General features: G+C 36.0%; 14 protein-coding genes and 1 tRNA gene. 10 read left to right on the top strand and 5 right to left on the bottom strand.

The window, feature by feature from the left end; all coding sequences use genetic code 11:
* Positions 1–11: 11 nt before the first annotated feature.
* On the top strand, positions 12–839 hold the full coding sequence (locus tag P256_RS07670) for an SAM-dependent methyltransferase (RefSeq protein ID WP_023273115.1): 828 nt from the start codon (positions 12–14) through the stop codon (positions 837–839).
* Here the strand turns inward: P256_RS07670 and P256_RS07665 are convergent.
* Positions 820–1,728: an EamA family transporter gene (locus tag P256_RS07665; protein ID WP_023273114.1), complete on the bottom strand. Its 909-nt coding sequence runs from the start codon at positions 1,726–1,728 to the stop codon at positions 820–822. The genes P256_RS07670 and P256_RS07665 overlap by 20 nt on opposite strands.
* Positions 1,729–1,944: 216 nt before the next feature.
* Here P256_RS07665 and P256_RS07660 point away from each other — a divergent pair, with 216 nt between their 5' ends.
* Entirely contained in the window at positions 1,945–2,265 is a 321-nt protein-coding gene (locus P256_RS07660) for a hypothetical protein (protein ID WP_023273113.1), read from the top strand.
* Here P256_RS07660 and P256_RS07655 read toward each other — a convergent pair.
* Positions 2,257–3,240: an AraC family transcriptional regulator gene (locus tag P256_RS07655; RefSeq protein ID WP_023273112.1), complete on the bottom strand. Its 984-nt coding sequence runs from the start codon at positions 3,238–3,240 to the stop codon at positions 2,257–2,259. The two genes, P256_RS07660 and P256_RS07655, sit on opposite strands and share 9 nt — an antisense overlap.
* Positions 3,237–4,184, bottom strand: coding sequence for a GGDEF domain-containing protein (locus tag P256_RS07650; RefSeq protein ID WP_228130235.1), 948 nt, complete (start codon positions 4,182–4,184; stop codon positions 3,237–3,239). Before P256_RS07650 ends, P256_RS07655 begins: the two co-directional genes overlap by 4 nt.
* A 289-nt stretch (positions 4,185–4,473) precedes the next feature.
* On the opposite strand from P256_RS07650, the gene P256_RS07645 reads away from it, so the two are divergent.
* Both P256_RS07645 and P256_RS07640 read left to right on the top strand, forming a co-directional pair.
* Positions 4,474–6,945, top strand: a complete 2,472-nt coding sequence (locus P256_RS07645) for a TonB-dependent receptor (protein WP_040332001.1) — start codon at positions 4,474–4,476, stop codon at positions 6,943–6,945.
* A 50-nt stretch (positions 6,946–6,995) separates the two neighbouring features.
* Positions 6,996–8,963 carry a phytase gene (locus P256_RS07640; RefSeq protein WP_023273109.1) on the top strand — a complete coding sequence of 656 codons (1,968 nt, stop codon included), beginning with the start codon at positions 6,996–6,998 and terminating at the stop codon, positions 8,961–8,963.
* Positions 8,964–9,009: 46 nt separating this feature from the next.
* On the opposite strand, the gene P256_RS07635 is transcribed toward P256_RS07640, so the two are convergent.
* Positions 9,010–9,085 (bottom strand) — tRNA-Thr (locus P256_RS07635).
* Between the two features lie 405 nt (positions 9,086–9,490).
* Here P256_RS07635 and P256_RS07630 point away from each other — a divergent pair.
* From P256_RS07630 to P256_RS07605, 6 genes are read left to right on the top strand one after another with little or no spacing between them, the layout of a single operon-like run.
* Positions 9,491–9,895, top strand: coding sequence for an ExbD/TolR family protein (locus P256_RS07630; RefSeq protein ID WP_023273108.1), 405 nt, complete (start codon positions 9,491–9,493; stop codon positions 9,893–9,895).
* A gap of 2 nt (positions 9,896–9,897) precedes the next feature.
* Positions 9,898–10,728 (top strand): TonB family protein, encoded by an 831-nt coding sequence (locus tag P256_RS07625; protein ID WP_023273107.1) that lies wholly within the window; start codon positions 9,898–9,900, stop codon positions 10,726–10,728.
* A 26-nt stretch (positions 10,729–10,754) separates the two neighbouring features.
* Positions 10,755–12,983 carry a TonB-dependent receptor family protein gene (locus P256_RS07620; RefSeq protein WP_023273106.1) on the top strand — a complete coding sequence of 743 codons (2,229 nt, stop codon included), beginning with the start codon at positions 10,755–10,757 and terminating at the stop codon, positions 12,981–12,983.
* Positions 12,984–12,998: 15 nt separating this feature from the next.
* Positions 12,999–13,619: a MotA/TolQ/ExbB proton channel family protein gene (locus tag P256_RS07615; RefSeq protein ID WP_023273105.1), complete on the top strand. Its 621-nt coding sequence runs from the start codon at positions 12,999–13,001 to the stop codon at positions 13,617–13,619.
* Complete coding sequence (locus P256_RS07610; protein WP_023273104.1) at positions 13,612–14,865, top strand: phospholipase D-like domain-containing protein; 1,254 nt, start codon at positions 13,612–13,614, stop codon at positions 14,863–14,865. Before P256_RS07615 ends, P256_RS07610 begins: the two co-directional genes overlap by 8 nt.
* A 3-nt stretch (positions 14,866–14,868) precedes the next feature.
* Complete coding sequence (locus tag P256_RS07605; protein ID WP_023273103.1) at positions 14,869–15,618, top strand: CDP-diacylglycerol diphosphatase; 750 nt, start codon at positions 14,869–14,871, stop codon at positions 15,616–15,618.
* A gap of 38 nt (positions 15,619–15,656) precedes the next feature.
* On the opposite strand, the gene hisF is transcribed toward P256_RS07605, so the two are convergent.
* Positions 15,657–16,415 (bottom strand): imidazole glycerol phosphate synthase subunit HisF, encoded by a 759-nt coding sequence (gene hisF, locus P256_RS07600; RefSeq protein WP_023273102.1) that lies wholly within the window; start codon positions 16,413–16,415, stop codon positions 15,657–15,659.
* Positions 16,416–16,432 lie beyond the last annotated feature (17 nt).

The following is a 16,432-nucleotide window of genomic DNA, read 5'->3' as shown; positions in this document are numbered from 1 at the left end:
GAATTGTAATAATGCAGCGCCAAAAAACAAAAATCCCTCAACATAAGTATGCTATTAATGCATCTATGTTGGGAGATGATACAGCTTTACCATGGACGAATTTAGGTCTATGGCATACGCCCCATGTCACTTATCCTGAAGCATGTCAAAATTTAGCAATATCTTTGGCTGAAGCATTGGCTTTAAAAAGCGATGATGCAGTATTAGATTTGGGGTGTGGTTGGGGAGCAAGTTTAAATTTATGGCAAGAGCAATATGCAGTTCGGCAGATAAGCGCCGTTGAGTTACAAACAGGCTGTTTAAGTTATTTAAAAACACAAGATTGTTTGAATACCGTGAAGTTTTATCAAGGTTCATTTTTAAATTTAAAAGCACTTTCTTTGAATTTAAAACATGATGTTATTCTATGTATAGATGCTTTATATCATCACTCACTACCTCAATTTTTAAATTCAATTTCAGTAAATGCACATAAAAAAACGCGTTTAGGTTTTCATTATTTAACTGTTACAGCACAGTGGGAAAAACTATCTTTTGTGCAAAGAAAGAAGTATCAATATTTACTTGCTCTTGCAGATATTCAGATCAATGCGTTATATAGTCAAACTCAGCTTTGCCAAGTCCTTAAAAACGCTGGTTGGCATCATACAAATATTAAAATACTGACTGAACCTGTGTTTGGTGGATTCTCAAGTTATATTCAGCATAGAGAGCATGAAAATCATGCGATTTATGGTATAGATGGACTTAAAATTAAATTGACAGCAAAGTTATGCCATCAACTTTTTAAAGCGGGAATTGTGGGCTATGTGCAAGTGGTTAGCCATAGATTGCCTTAAACTTTTGAAGAATACGACTGCCAAATACATTGATACAAAGCCCAAAGATAACAATAAAAGTGCCGATGAGTTGTTGTATTGAAAGCACTTCATGTAAGAATATAAAAGCAGAAAATAAGCCGATGATGGGTACAAGTAGCGTAAGTGGGGCAACTTTCCACGTTTCATATTTATTTAGTAGGTATCCCCATAAACTATAGCCAATTAAAGATGAAATCATTGAAAGGTAAAGCACAATAATGAGGTCTTTGACTGAAAAATGACTAAGGCTATGTAAGATTTGTGCTTTTCCTTCAAATATAAATGAGCAGAGCAGGAACGGAATAATTGGAAACAGACCACCCCATGTAACCAATGAAAGCGTGTTTGTTTGACCTGTTTTGAGAATAATTTTATTGCAAATATTACCCATAGCCCATGAAAAGCTTGCAGTTAAAACAAGAAAGAATGGAAAAATAGGAATGATCGTTTGTGTATGTTGCATATATTGACTAGATGCCAATGTAACTAAACCAAGTAAAGCAACACACATACCTATTATTTGTGGCAGTTTTATAGCTTCTTTTAAAAACAGATAACTGAGTAAAATAGTAAAAAATGCTTGTGACTGTAGAACTAATGAAGCTACACCTGCTGGCATACCAAGATGAATGGCTAAAAAAAGCAATGCAAATTGCCCAAAACAGAGTGTAAGTCCATAAAATGCGATGAGGTGTAGTGGTATTTTTGGGCGTGGAATAAATAAAATTGCAGGAAAGGCCACACATATAAAACGTAATGCACCTAATAAAAAAGGTGGAATATCATGAACACCAAGTTTGATAATAACAAAGTTGAATCCCCATGCAAAAATAATGATGATTGCCAAAAAAATATCTTTTGGTGTCATAGAGGATTCCTTTTTCTATATGATTTTAATTTTATCTTTTATTAAACTTATAGCATATTGGTTATTTTTTGGAATATATTTTTAAGTGGGAGCAGTAAATCTTAAACGTTAAATTATCGGTGTATTTTGCTGTTTTATTGTAGAGTTTCTCGTAAGAATGGGGCTAATTCTATATAAAGAGCTTTAAATATTTTGAAAAAATAGGTGTATTAAAAAATGTTGAATAAACGAGTTTTATGCTTTGCTGTGATGTGTTTAGGGTTACAGACTGGTTTCGCAGCAACCTCTTGGCCACCTGAAACAGGTGCAAAAGTTGTTGGAAATGCACTTGAGTATCCGACTACTTTAAGTGGTCAACAAAAATCGATGACTGATTTTTTAAATCATGGCGCTAAGATTATCAATACACAGATGGGTGAGCGTGGACCAATATTTACATTACAGCAAGGAAAGAAATTCTTACTCTGTTTTATTTATCCTGCTAACCCAGAAACAGATCAGAATGTCGCAACATCAAAATGTTATGGTTTAAATTAAAGAATAATATGTCCAACGCTTAAATGCTCGTCGAAAATTATTGCGGTCATGAATCGCAAGGTAATTTGCGATTTGTTCTGTATTAAAATGATCTACATAACGAAGTTTTAATGCGGTATGTAGTCGGCTTTGATCTCGTTGCGCTTGGAAATGTGTTAAATGTTTTTTAAGACGTCGTTTTAGTGTTGCAGGACTGACTGAAAAAGCATGAGCCATACTCTCAAGAGAGATATTTTCTTGAATATGTTCAGTAAGGTACAGATTGATGTGTTCTAAGAAGCTTTTTTGTAAATTATGGTTTTGAATATAGTGTTGTGCCTGTGCGTAGTGGACTGAAGACATAGTTGCTGAATATTGTTTGAGAGGTTGTTGTAAATATTCAGAGGATAATTTCATACAATGAATTGGGCAGTTAAATGAGAGTTGACTACCAAAATATCCTAAATATTGTTCTATATATTGAGGCTCAGTGGTACTAAATTCATATTTCCATGGAAGTTTTTCTTGAAATAAGTGTTTAGATAGAGCAGTAATTGCACTCATTGTCATTTCAACAAAATAAAGTTGCTCTATAGGCTTACTGTTTAACCAGTAAATAGTGATCTGGTCATTGGTTCGCATAACTTTAGGCGTTAGCCACGGACAAATGAGAATATGGAGTTCAGTTAAGCGAGAGAGTACTTCTTCAAAATTTTTAGCATATAAAAGTGAAGAAATTGCATGATTGAGTGGAGTGGTGAAACACTCCTTGCCAAATAAAAATTGTAAGTGCTGTCCTGTTAATGAAGCATTATGAGCAATTTTATAGAGTTGAAGTTGTGAAATTAGCTTATTGCCTAATAGAATATCTTCTAAAAAAACACGACTGCCATTTAAAAGTTGGTGATGGTCTATACCATGTTGCTCAGCAAGATCAATAAGTAGTGAAAGTTGGTGGTGTGCAGGGATGACTTCATGATCAATTTCATAACTCATGGTGTCACCTCTACGGAATGAGCTGAACTCCTTTTGGCCAGTTCTAATTGCTGTTGGAGGGAAATTAATAGTTTTTGTGGACTATCATGATTTAAGTCAGTCAGGACATATTCTGCATTAATTGGAATAGGCGTAGTATTTTTTGTGCCGTAGTATTGTGAGTATTGAATTGCTTGAATTACTTTTTGCGCAATATGATTTGCCTGTTGTCTAGATGTTTTAGGAAGTAAGATAACAAAACGGTCTCCAGCAAGCCTACATACTAAATCGCAAGGACGAATATTTAACAGAATGACCTGAGAGATGTATTTTAGAACAGATGAACCTTCTTTGAATCCATAGTTTTTATTTACCTCGTTGAAGGCAGTAAGATTAATTAGAACAGCATGTGTTTGATCTAAGTTTTTATATTGAATGTGTTCTTCAAGTTGAATTTTAAAATAATGTGCATTTGCAAGCGGTGTAAGTAGATCGAAAAGACGATAGTCTCTAAAGTTCCATTCACGTTTCATCATATGCTTAGAAATAAGAGTTTGCTCTTTGTGCCAATGAAAAATACCATAGGTTAAAATAATTATACCAATTGGAAATGGAACAGATTCTAATACTGAATGTAAAACTGAAGATTTAGGTAGTCGAATAAATTCATCTAATGTATCAATCCATAGATGAAAGAATAGAAAAGATAATCCGATGAACATGTAGTAGGTAATATGACCTGATGGTCGACTTTTTACTAAATAGCTTAGCCAAATACCAACAAAAATAGTTGAAAGACCTTCACCTAAAATATCGATCCAGTTCCACTCGGTGAGTGGTTTTGCGGTGCCAAAATAGATAAAAAGTCCAAATCCTATAGTGCAAAAAATAAATAGAATGAAGTAAAGATAAGATAAAGGCTTTCTAAAATAGGTATCCATATAAATATATGAGTGAGTATTCAAAATTTCACTAGATAAGCATTTTTTTGTGACAATTCGATGGCATGACTACTGAGTCAAATAAGTTCATTATATATTTTTAAATAATAATGAATATTTAAAAAAACATTAATTAGAGTGATAAAAGGTATGAATACCCTAGATTTTGATTTATTTTTTGGGGGTCAAATGAGCTCAATTCTGTGTTTTAATAGGTTAAATTAAATATATAAATAATATGATGTCATATATTATTCATAGTTAATTACTATTGTTCTTGCCAATAAATCTTTGATTTTTTGGGAACATTGTGGTGAAAAAAAGAAATAATACAGTACGTATTTTATTAAAACCAAGTGCACTTATTTTAGCAATGGCAGCGGTGTCCAATGTATATGCACAAAGCGCAGATGCACAGTCACTTGGTACAATTGAGGTAGTTGGGGTTGGACAAGCAGCAAGTATGAATGCTGCACTTCGTGAGCAGAAAGCTTCAGATTCAATTAGTAGTGTTGTACATGCCGATGCTATTGGGCAACTTCCAGATGATAATGCAGCAGAAGCATTACAGCGTTTGCCTGGTGTATCTATTGAGCGTGACCAAGGCGAAGGACGATTTGTTTCAGTACGTGGTTTAGATGCAGATTTAAACGCAGTAACCATAAATGGTACGTTAGTGCCAGCACCAGAAGCAAAGCGTAGAGGAGTTGCTTTAGATGTTCTTCCTTCTGAGCTTGTACAGTCTTTAGCTGTAATTAAAACGCTTACACCTGACTTAGATGCCAACTCACTCGGTGGTACTGTTCAGGTCAATAGCCTCTCTGCATTTGACCATAAAGGATTGTTTTATACAGGCTCAGCAGAAGGTGCTTATAATGATTTAAGAAATAAATATAGCCCTAAATTTTCAGGGGCAATTAGCAATCGTTTTAACATATTCGGTGGTGAAGACAATTTTGGGTTTGCAGCAGCACTGAGTTATCAAAATCGAAAATTTGGTTCAGATAATGTTGAAACCGGTGGTGCTTGGAATGGACAGGCATTAGATAAAATATCGATGCGTTATTATGATATTCAACGAGAGCGTCTTGGCGCAGGTTTAAACTTTGATTGGCGTAATGAGTCTAGCCAATATTACTTAAGAACTTTATATAGTCGTTTTGTAGATACAGAAACGAGAAATGCATTAAATGCAAAGTTTGATAATTCATGTTTAGCCAATGCGATTTGTTCAGGAAAAGCAACGCGAGCACTAAAATCACGTGAAGAAGCGCAGAATATTCAATCGTATGTTTTTGGTGGTAAGCAACAACTTGGTTTATGGGTTGCTGAAGGGCAGATTGCTTATAGTCAAGCAGAAGAGAAAGATCCTCGTGGTATTTCAGCAGCAGAGTATACAGGCAAGTTTAAAAATCTAAGTTATCAAGATACGGTGAAGCCAGTATTTTCTGCAGATGCTTCTTTATATGATCCTAAGAGCTTTGCATTAAATAGTATTAAGGAAAAAGAAGAATCTTCAAGAGATAAAGAAAAGAATATTAAACTTGATTTTACTCGTGATTACAGTATTTACAACTATTCAAGTCAGTTTAAATTTGGTGCAAAAGTTAGCCAAAGAGAAAAAACAAATGATGAAAATGCATGGAGCTATAAAAAGTTAAAAGGCGGTGCCGATTTTTACGGAAATGCTGATTATAGCTTAGGTCAGTTTGGCCCTTTCATTAATACGGGTAATGTTGAAGATCGCTTAAAAGGATTAAATTCAGATCAAAATATTGACCGTCAGCTTTCTGTTGTGAATGACTTTAAGAGTAGAGAAGATATTAATGCTGCTTATTTCATGAATAGTATAGATATTCATGATTGGAGAATTATTGCAGGTTTACGTTTTGAGGATACGCATAAATCTGCCAATGGTTTTGCATATAAAGATGGTGACGTTAGCCCAACAACAGCAAAACAACGCTACAGCCATTGGTTACCAAACCTTAGTTTACGTTATGAAATAGATAAGCAGACGCTTTTACGAGCGGCATATACCAATACAGTAGTTCGACCAACATTTGCTCAGTCTTCACCGGGTATGAAAGTCGATATGCTTGAAGCAGAATTTGGAAATCCACAATTAAAGCCACTTACATCGCACAACCTAGATTTAAGCATTGAACGTTATTTTGGAACAGCAGGTACAATCTCAGCAAATATTTTCTATAAAAAAATAAATAATTTTATTTATAAAACGGATGTTGCAGGGCAAGGTGTCTGGCGTGATTTTGAAGAGGCAGAAACCTATAAAAATGGTGAACATGCCAATTTGTATGGTTTAGAGTTTGCTTACTCTCAAAAAATGGATGGCTTAAGTGCGCCATGGAATGGTCTTATTTGGGGGATAAACACAACTATTAGCCATTCAGATGAGAAAATTAAAGAAATGGGAAGCCAGCGTACAACATCTTTCCCAAGCCAAGCCAAGTTTGTAGGCAATGCAATGTTAGGTTGGGAAGGCGAGCATTTAGGATTAAAGTTCTCAGCAAATTATAAAACACCAGCGCTGTATGAACTTGCTGCTGTAAATCAACCAAATTTAGATATTTATAATGATCGTCAATTATTTGTCGACTTTAGCAGTTATTTTAATATGACTAAAAATCTTAAATTGAAGTTTGATGTCGCAAATATTACAAATGAAAAATATTATGCATATACGGGTAATAAAGCATTGAATGCGCAATATGAAACGTATGGTCCAACCTATAAGTTAGGGATCACCTATACCAATTTCTAACTTAAAGGGCATGGATGCCTTCAATTTTATGCGTAATTAGGGTTTAAATAATGAATATTATTTTTTTGAAAAAAACTTGTTTTGTCAGTATTGTTTTATTGGGTTTAATGGGGTGTGGTCAAAAGACGATGCCTGTACCTGAAAAGTCAGTTATATCTAAAGATGGGACTATTCAGTTTGAATCTATTTCTATTAATGGAACTAAGGATGTATTTAAAGTACAGTCTGCCAAGCTTTTATCAATTCCTTACTGGTCAGAGGCACATCTTATACAAACCAGTAAGACACAAGGGTTGCAGATTTTAAACAGACAAAATCATGTTTTACAGTCTATTGATGGTGCTTTTGGGGATATTGATTATCGTATTAAAGATAATTTGCTATTTATACAGAGTGTCGATTTAAAGCAACAGCGTCCAACGCTTTTGATTTTTGATATGAAGTCAAAACAGTGGCAGCCCTCTATTTTATTAGAAAAAACAAAATTTAAGATTGCAGTTTGTTTGTATCAAGATCAAAGTCAGCAGCTTTATTCATTTGTGATTGGTGGGCAAGGTTCAGCACAGCAATGGGCAGTAAATACTACTCCTAATGCAAAACAGCCAATGCAGCTTGTAAGAAATCTGAATATACCAATAGGTAGTAAATCTTGTGTTGTAGAAGATCAGCAGGAGCGATTGCTTATTAATGAAGAGGGAATTGGTATTTGGGAGTATTTAACAGATGCTGAACAACCTTTTAAAAGAAAAATTGTTGATATGGTGAAACCTTATGGTCATATAGAGGGAAGTCCTGGAGCATTTACTCAAGTAGATAATATGCTATTTGTAGTAGATACGCAGCAACCTTTTATTTATAAGTATATTCATGATGGAAAAAACTGGCAGATTTCCGATCAGTTAAATACAGCTGAATTAAAGAAACCTGAGCAGTTAAGTGCAAAAAGAGAAGGGGAAAAAGTACAGCTATTATTAAATGATAATCACAAATTGAAAATAGCATCGTTGCCATACACAACCGCTCATCAGGATAAGAAAAAAGATGAACACTTTCAATTTGTTCAGGCAAAAGTTCAAACTACACCTGTACCTAATGTAGGTGATGCTGCTGATGATCCTGCCATTTGGTATAACGAAGAAATACCAACAGCCTCAAGAATATTAGGTACAGATAAACAAGGTGGATTACAGGTTTATAGTTTGGATGGCAATGAGCAGCAATATTTAGCAGTTGGGCGACTCAATAATGTGGATATTCGACCAAACTTTAATTGGGATGGACAACGTGTAGACTTGGCTGTTGCAACAAATAGAGATCATAATAGTCTGCATTTATTTGCGATTGAGAAGAAAACAGGGCATGTTTCAGAAATTGGCCAAGCACAGACATCACTTAAAGACATTTATGGTTTATGTTTATATCAAAATAAACAAGGTGATATTTATGCAATTCCCAATGATAAAGATGGAACATTTATTCAATACCATTTAAGTGCCTTAAAAAACAAAGTAAATGCTAAAGAAATACAAAAGTTTTCTGTAAAAACTCAACCTGAGGGTTGTGTGGTTGATGATAAAAATGACCAAATTTTTCTTGGTGAAGAAGACCGTGCAGTTTGGCAAAAAAGTCTTTTGCAAAATAATAGTAATTTGCAAGAGGTTGCGACTGTTGGGAAAAATCAAATTCAAGATGATATTGAAGGTATGGGGCTGTACCATGGGAAAAAACAAAGTTATTTGGTTGTATCAAGCCAAGGCAATAACAGTTATGCCGTGATGGAAGCACATGCACCGTATCGTTATCGTGGTAGTTTTAAAATTGTCATGAACTCAGTAGAGCAAATAGATGCTGTATCTGAAACGGATGGTTTAGATGTCACGAGTCATAATTTGGGCGGGGTTTGGGAAAAAGGAATGTTAGTTGTTCAAGATGGGCATAAGGTTATGCCTGAAGACCATCAAAACTTTAAATATGTTCCATGGTCTGAAATTTCAGAGAAACTCAATCTAGAAGAGTAGGCATAAAAAAATCCTCTCAATAAATGAGAGGATTTTTAAAATTCGTTGGTGCCGACACTCGGATTCGAACTGAGGACCTACTGATTACAAGTCAGTTGCTCTACCAACTGAGCTATGTCGGCAACGTGGGGCTATTCTATATTATTTATACTAAACGTCAAGCTAAAAAATAACCAATCAAAATAAAAAGTAAAAAATAAAGATACATTTATCTAAAGAGTAAACCTGTATACGGATATTTTATAAATTAATGATTTTATAAACTTATAAGGGTTATATTTAAAATTCAGTTCACTTTATTATTTAAATATTTATATTTTCTTTTACATTCATTATTTTAAAAAGTAATTTGTTTTTAAGTTTAAAAGTTAAATTGTGTAAAAAATAAAATAAACTTATTTATAAGATATTGTTTATAAATTAAAAAAATAAAATAAATATAGTAATGTAATGTTAATATATTCATCACTTAAATGTCATAATTTGCCTATACCATTTCGTGAATCGAATGGTGAGGTATTTATTTCATGCGTAGTTGGAGTGAATCTAAAAAAGCAAAACCACATATAGAACTCATTCCTATGATTGACGTGATGATGTTTTTATTGGTTTTCTTTGTATTAATTAGTTTGAATGTTATTCCTTCGCAAGGATTGAAAACACAGCTCCCTTCAGCGACAACAGCTCAAGCTTTAAAACCACAAACTAAAGCAATTGTGACGTTATTACCCGATACAATTCAGCTCGATGGTCAAAAATTAACAATAGATCAACTGTTGCAGAATCTAAAAGGTCAAAAACAACAAGGACAAAACCTTTCAATTATTATTAATAGTGACAAGGGTGTTGCTGTAGAACAACTTGTTCAAGTCATGGATCGTTTACGTGCCGATGGTTTTACCTCTGTGTCTTTAGCAGCACGGAAACCTTAAGTATGAGTACATACTTTGTTTACCAAAACAGACATATTTTAAGTTGGTGTCCTGCTGTTCTTATGGGGGCATATTTACTTTTTTTAACTCAGCCTGATGCGCTAAAAGTTCAGCCGAAATATGATGAAAAAACCATAGAGGTTTCTTTAGCAGAACCGATGCCTGAGCCAACACCTAAAGTTATTGAGCCTCAAGTACAGCCTGAGGAAGCACCTGCTCCCGAACCAGAAGTGCTAGTTGAAGATGCAATTGAACAGGTCAAACCAAAACCAAAAGTGAAGGTAGAACAACCTAAGCCAAAACCTGAACCGATTAAGCCAAAACCTGAACCAAAAGTAAAAAAGGTTGAGCCAAAAGCTGAAGCGAAGGTTGAAAAAGAGGTTGAAAAGCCAACGCCTGAAGTTGCACAAAAGACCGAGACCCCAAAGGTTGAAGCACCTAAAGCAGATGTTGTAGAAAAGCCAAAAGTTGAACCTGTAGTAGAAAAACCAAAGCCAACCCCTCCTGCTGAACATGCTGCTGGGAACCCTACCGCTGAAGCAGGGTATTTAAAACAAGTACGTGCTGCAGTTGAAGAACAAAAGCGTTATCCAACAGGGAGAGAAGCATCATTAGATCGTCCTGAAGGAAATGTAGTGGTGTGGTTACAGGTAGACCGTTCAGGGAAAGTTTTAGACTCAGGAATTTCAGAAAAATCGAAAAGTATGTTGTTGAACCGAGCAGCTCTATCAAGTTTGCAAAATATTAAACAAGTTGAGCCATTTCCTGCAGAAGCTTTTGCAGGGGAAAGTCAGAAAAAATTTATTGCCACATTAAACTATAGCGCACCTTGATGTTGCCTGCGTTAGGGAAATAATTTATGAAAATGTTTGAAAAGAAACTTTTGTCTGTTTCTATCGTATCTATTTTAATGTCAGTGACAGCACATGCCGAAAGTAATGCGGTGAATGTAGGAACAGTCAGTGTCAAAGGTCAGTCACTTGGTGGTGGCCTAATGGTTCAGGAAGATACGCCGAAAGCACGTTCTGTGGTTACAGCAGAAGCGATGAACAGTGATCCAAGTGCAGGGAATGCACTCGATAAAATTGCAAATGTTCCCGGTCTGCAAATGACGAGTAATGACTCGACAGGTATTAGCGGTTTGAACTACACGATGCGTGGCATGGGTGCAGACCAAATTGGTTTATCTGCAGATGGTATTCCACTCAATGACTCAGGCAACTATGCAGTTTATCCAAATTTATTGGGCGATTCTGAAAATGTAAGCCAAGTTTTTGTGACTCAAGGTTCATCTGAAGCAGATGGCCCACATATTGGTTCAAGTGGCGGTAACATTGGGCTAGTCACCAAGCGCCCAGACCGTGATGCGGGTGTATTTGTAGAGCAGAAATTTGGTAGTAATAATTTAAGAAAAAGCTTTGCACGTTTAGAAACGGGCAAAATGGGTAATTTTAGTGCATGGTTGTCTGCATCTCATACAGAAGCAGATAAGTGGAAAGGTCTTGGTAATCTTGAGGGCAATAAAGTTGAAGCAAATGCCTTTTATAAAGCAGATAATGGCAATACAAGTAGCTTAATTATTAAATATAATAAGCAAAATAATTACCAGTATGGAACGATTACAAAAGCGAATTATGATGCTGCGCTTTCAGATGGGACAACAGGACATAAAGCTGATTTCTCATCAGATCCAACGAAATCTCAATACTATCAATATGCACGTAACCCATTTGAAAATTTAAATATTTCATTTACACAAGACCTGATTTTAAGCGACCGCCTGAAAGCAACGATTCAGCCATACTACTATTGGGGTAATGGTGGTGGTGCAATTGGATCTACTACTTTGTCGAACTCATCCAATAAATCGAATGTATATGATTTAAGTAATTTAACAGGATCTCTACCATACTATAGACCATCAATGACCACGACGTGGCGTCCGGGTATTACTACAAAAGTAAAATGGGATGTGACGGATGAACATAGTATCTCGGCAGGTTATTGGTATGAGCGTGCACGTCAGTTACAAACACAGCCATATATCTATGCAAATAATGGTGTGCCAGCAGATGTGTGGGCAGCTTCAAACCAAGTTGTAGATGCAAAAGGAAATATTGTGCAAGGACGTAATCAATTTACGACTACACCTGCACAGCGTGTTTGGCTACAAGATACTTGGTATGTTTCTCCAAAGGTAACGTTAGCAGGTGGTTTGGCTTGGGAGAGTGTACAACGTAAAGGTGAAAATAGAGGAAGCTTGTCAACAGCGACATATCAAAAACAAGCAAAATATAATGAGCTTTTACCAAACTTTAGCGCGAAGTATCAGCTCAATGAGCAGAATCAATTCTTCTATAACATCTCAAAAAACATGCGTGCACCACAAAACTATGTGTTGTATAACGCAGATGATTCTTTAAGTCTGAAGCCAGAAATTAGTTTAAATAATGAGCTAGGGTGGCGCTACCAAACAGAAAAAATGCTAGTGAGTGCGACAGTATTTAATTTGCATTATAAAAACCGCCAGGTTTCTACGCAAAATATATCTGGCGACAATATTATGATTAATGGTGGAACGGTAGACGCTCGTGGCTTAGAGCTAGAGTGGAGTGGGAAGCTACCATATAACTTAAATTATTATACATCATATAGTTATACAGATTCTGAGCAAAAAGATAACTTAATGGTTAAAGGTGCTGCTTTACCAACAAGTGGTAAACAGTCTCCAAATACATCTAAGAATGCGCTTACAGCAGGTATTGGCTACGATGACAGCCGTTGGACATGGAATTTCAAAGGAAACTATACAGGCCCATTTTATGGTGATATGACCAACGATGAAAAAATCGCAGGCCGTACTGTATTTGACTTCTCGGCAGGTGTGCATTTACCCGTTGATAAGAAATTTATTAAAGAAGCAACGCTTAGCTTTGGTGTAAACAACTTGTTTGATAAAGAATACTTAGCATCGACACAATCTGTAAAACAAAACTCTAAAACTCTCGGACAAGCTAAAGGTTCATCGCCGCAATATATTATTGGTGAAGAGCGTACGTTTGTAATTTCTTTATCTGCAAAAATGTAAAAAGGCGACTTAAAAATGAATGCTGAATTGATCCATAATCTTATTTTTTACGTGATGTATGCCTCTTTAGTTTTATTGGCTGTCATCTTTATTGAACGAGTGATCTATTTTTCTTGGACATTGAAACAAAGCAAGAAACTCAATGATCAGCTACAACGTGATGCAAAAATTGATGAACAGCATGTCGAGAAAAAGGATAAAAATCCTGCATATGCATTGGTTCAACCATTACTTACAGCTCACTTTTCTTCTGAAAATGAAAAATCAGATATGGTTGAGCAACAATACATACAAAGTAAGGGTGCATTAAATAAAGGGATTTGGATTTTAGAAACGATTGTGACTGCTGCACCTTTATTGGGTCTTTTGGGTACAATCCTTGGTATTGTAGATACATTCCATGCTCTTGCTGCATCGGGTACATCGGATGCAAGTAAGGTATCGGGTGGTATGGGTACAGCACTGTATGCTACAGGACTAGGCATTGCGATTGCACTGATTGCATTGATTGCAAATAACTTCTTAGGAAGTCGTATGGAAAAAATTAACGAGCTTTCTAAGATTTTACTGATTCAAGTCAGTAAAGAGAAAAAATTGGCAAAGCCAGAAGTTGTTAGTGATAAGCGTTATGCTTAAGCTAAATCAACCACAAAAGCTCAAACGACTCTGTCGTTTGGGCTTTTTTAGTCTTTTTTCTATGCTTATTGCACAGATGAGCCATGCACAATTTGAGTCTGAGGGTATGGAACTTGTTGTAAATACACCTGTAGAAACACAATTGCCGAATGATGATTTACGCAGTGCTGCACCTGTGTGGGAGGAGATGTTTTCTTCTGCAAAAAAGACCATAGATATTGCACAATTTTATGTTTATAACCAGCCGAACTCTAGTTTGGATCGGGTACTTAATGGATTGTATGACGCAGGAAAGCGTGGTGTAAAAATCCGATTCTTACTTGACCAAAAAGGGGTGGGTATATCTAACCCAGCCACCATTGAACAAATTAAAGCAATTCCTAATTTAGAACTACGTATCATGGATTTTTCTAAAATAGAAAATGGAATTATTCATGCAAAATACTTTATTGTAGATGATAAGCATGCTTTTGTGGGTAGTCAAAATTTTGACTGGCGCGCACTAGCGCATATCCATGAAACAGGCTTAGCGATTCATCAACCTAAAATTGTTCAACAAATTGGGCATATTTTTAATATTGACTGGCACAATCAAGCACAGCTTGCTCAGCAACAGCCGATTGATACCTTTTCTCAGCATCAAACATTGTTAAAGCCAAAGGATGGTACATATTTACTTTCAAGCCCTGCACAAGTGACGCCGAGTGAAACGTACGTAACAGAAGATGCATTTCCGAAATTGATGGCAACAGCAGCATCGGAAATAAATATACAAGTGATGCAGTATGTTCCATTAAGCTTTACAGAGACCAAGGGGAAAAGAGAGTTTTACCCATTAATTGATGACAGTTTACGTGCAGCAGCAGCAAGAGGCGTTAAAGTGAATTTAATGGTTGCTGATTGGAATGTGAAAGAGCCAGATTTATCATGGTTGAAAAGTTTGGCACTTGTACCCAATATTCATATTAAAATTGTGACGATTCCCAAGAGTAAACAGGGTTTTATTCCTTTTGCACGTGTTGTGCATAGTAAATATATGACGATAGATCATCATACTGCATGGGTGGGAACATCGAATTGGAGTGGTGGGTATTTTGACCATTCTCGCAATTTAGAAGTTGTAATGAATGATGAACGAATGGCAAAGCGTCTAGATATGCTATATGCGCAACTTTGGACAAGTCCCTATGCACAAGATATAGATATTCAAAAACAGTATATAAAAGTGAATCCTACAAAAGAGTAAATGATGCAATATAAAACATGGGTTGGTGCAATATTTAGTATTGCATGTATAAGTCTGATCGGGTGTCAGCAAATTTCTAAACCGACGTCAAAGCGAAATATACTTTGGCATATTGTGAGTGAACGTTGTGGCACAAACCAAGATGTGAAAGGTGACTGTCTTGTTGTAAACAAACAAGAAGGCTATGTGGTATTGCGCGATATTAAAGGACCTGTACAAACGCTAATTATCCCTACACATAAAGTGACGGGAATTGAAGATGCACAGTTACTGAATGTACAAACACCAAATTATTTTCATGATGCTTGGGTTAATGCACAGATTTTGAATCAGCAAAATAAGAGAGAGATTGATCCGAAGTATCTATCTTTTTCTGTGAACTCTCAGCATGGTCGGACTCAAGACCAACTGCATATACATTCATCATGCTTAAAGGAAAATGTTTATACAGAACTTCAAAAGTACCGTAATGATATCTATGAGCAATGGTCTGTTTTACCAAATAAACTGTTGGGTCATACCTATATTGCTAAAAAAATTAAGATATCTGAGTTGGATCAGCAAAGTCCATTTTTACAGCTAGGGCAGTATGTAAAAACACAGCCAAAGGCGAAAATGGGTGATTATGGGTTAGCCATGGTTTCAGTAGAGAATAATGAAGCGATATTGCTTGCAACAAAATTTAATGTGTTAGAAATGAATTTAGGTTCGATTGAAGAAGTGCAAGATACTGAGTGTCAAGTAACACGCTAAAAAAATGCCATAACAGTTATTGTTATGGCATTTGATTTTTAAATTCGCATTTCAATCCCTTGTGCGGCAAGGTATTCTTTTGCTTCGGGAATTGTGTGTTGACCAAAATGGAAAATACTTGCAGCAAGTACAGCATCTGCACCGCCTTGTAAAATACCATCTGCTAAATGTTGTAAGTTACCTACACCGCCCGATGCAATGGTTGGAATAGAAACACGGTCATTAATTGCACGCATAAGCGCAATGTCATAGCCTGCTTTGGTACCATCTGCATCCATACTTGTAATGAGTAGTTCACCCGCGCCGTAATCTGCCATTTTTACAACCCAATCAATGGCATCAATTCCTGTTGCTTTACGACCGCCATGGGTAAAAATTTCCCACTTGTTATCTGCAACTTTCTTTGCATCAATTGCTGCAACAATACATTGTGCACCAAAGCGTGAAGAAGCTTCTTGTACAAACTCAGGGTTAAAAACAGCAGCAGAATTAATACTGACTTTATCTGCACCTGCATTTAAAAGTGAGCGGATATCTTCAACTTTACGTACACCACCACCTACAGTGAGTGGAACAAATACAGAAGATGCCATGCGTTCTACAGTACGGTAAGTTGTGTCTCTACCATGATGCGTTGCTGTAATATCAAGGAAAGTAATTTCATCTGCGCCTTGTTCGTTATAGCGCTTTGCAACTTCAACAGGATCACCTGCATCACGAATGTCTAAGAATTGAACGCCTTTAACAACACGACCGTTATCTACGTCTAAACAAGGGATGATTCGTTTTGCAAGCATAATGGTAGTCCGATGGT

The organism is Acinetobacter nectaris CIP 110549, from assembly GCF_000488215.1.
Taxonomy (GTDB): Bacteria; Pseudomonadota; Gammaproteobacteria; order Pseudomonadales; family Moraxellaceae; genus Acinetobacter; species Acinetobacter nectaris.
The sequence above is the reverse complement of the archived record's forward strand: the minus strand, read 5'-3'. Positions and strand labels throughout refer to the sequence as shown.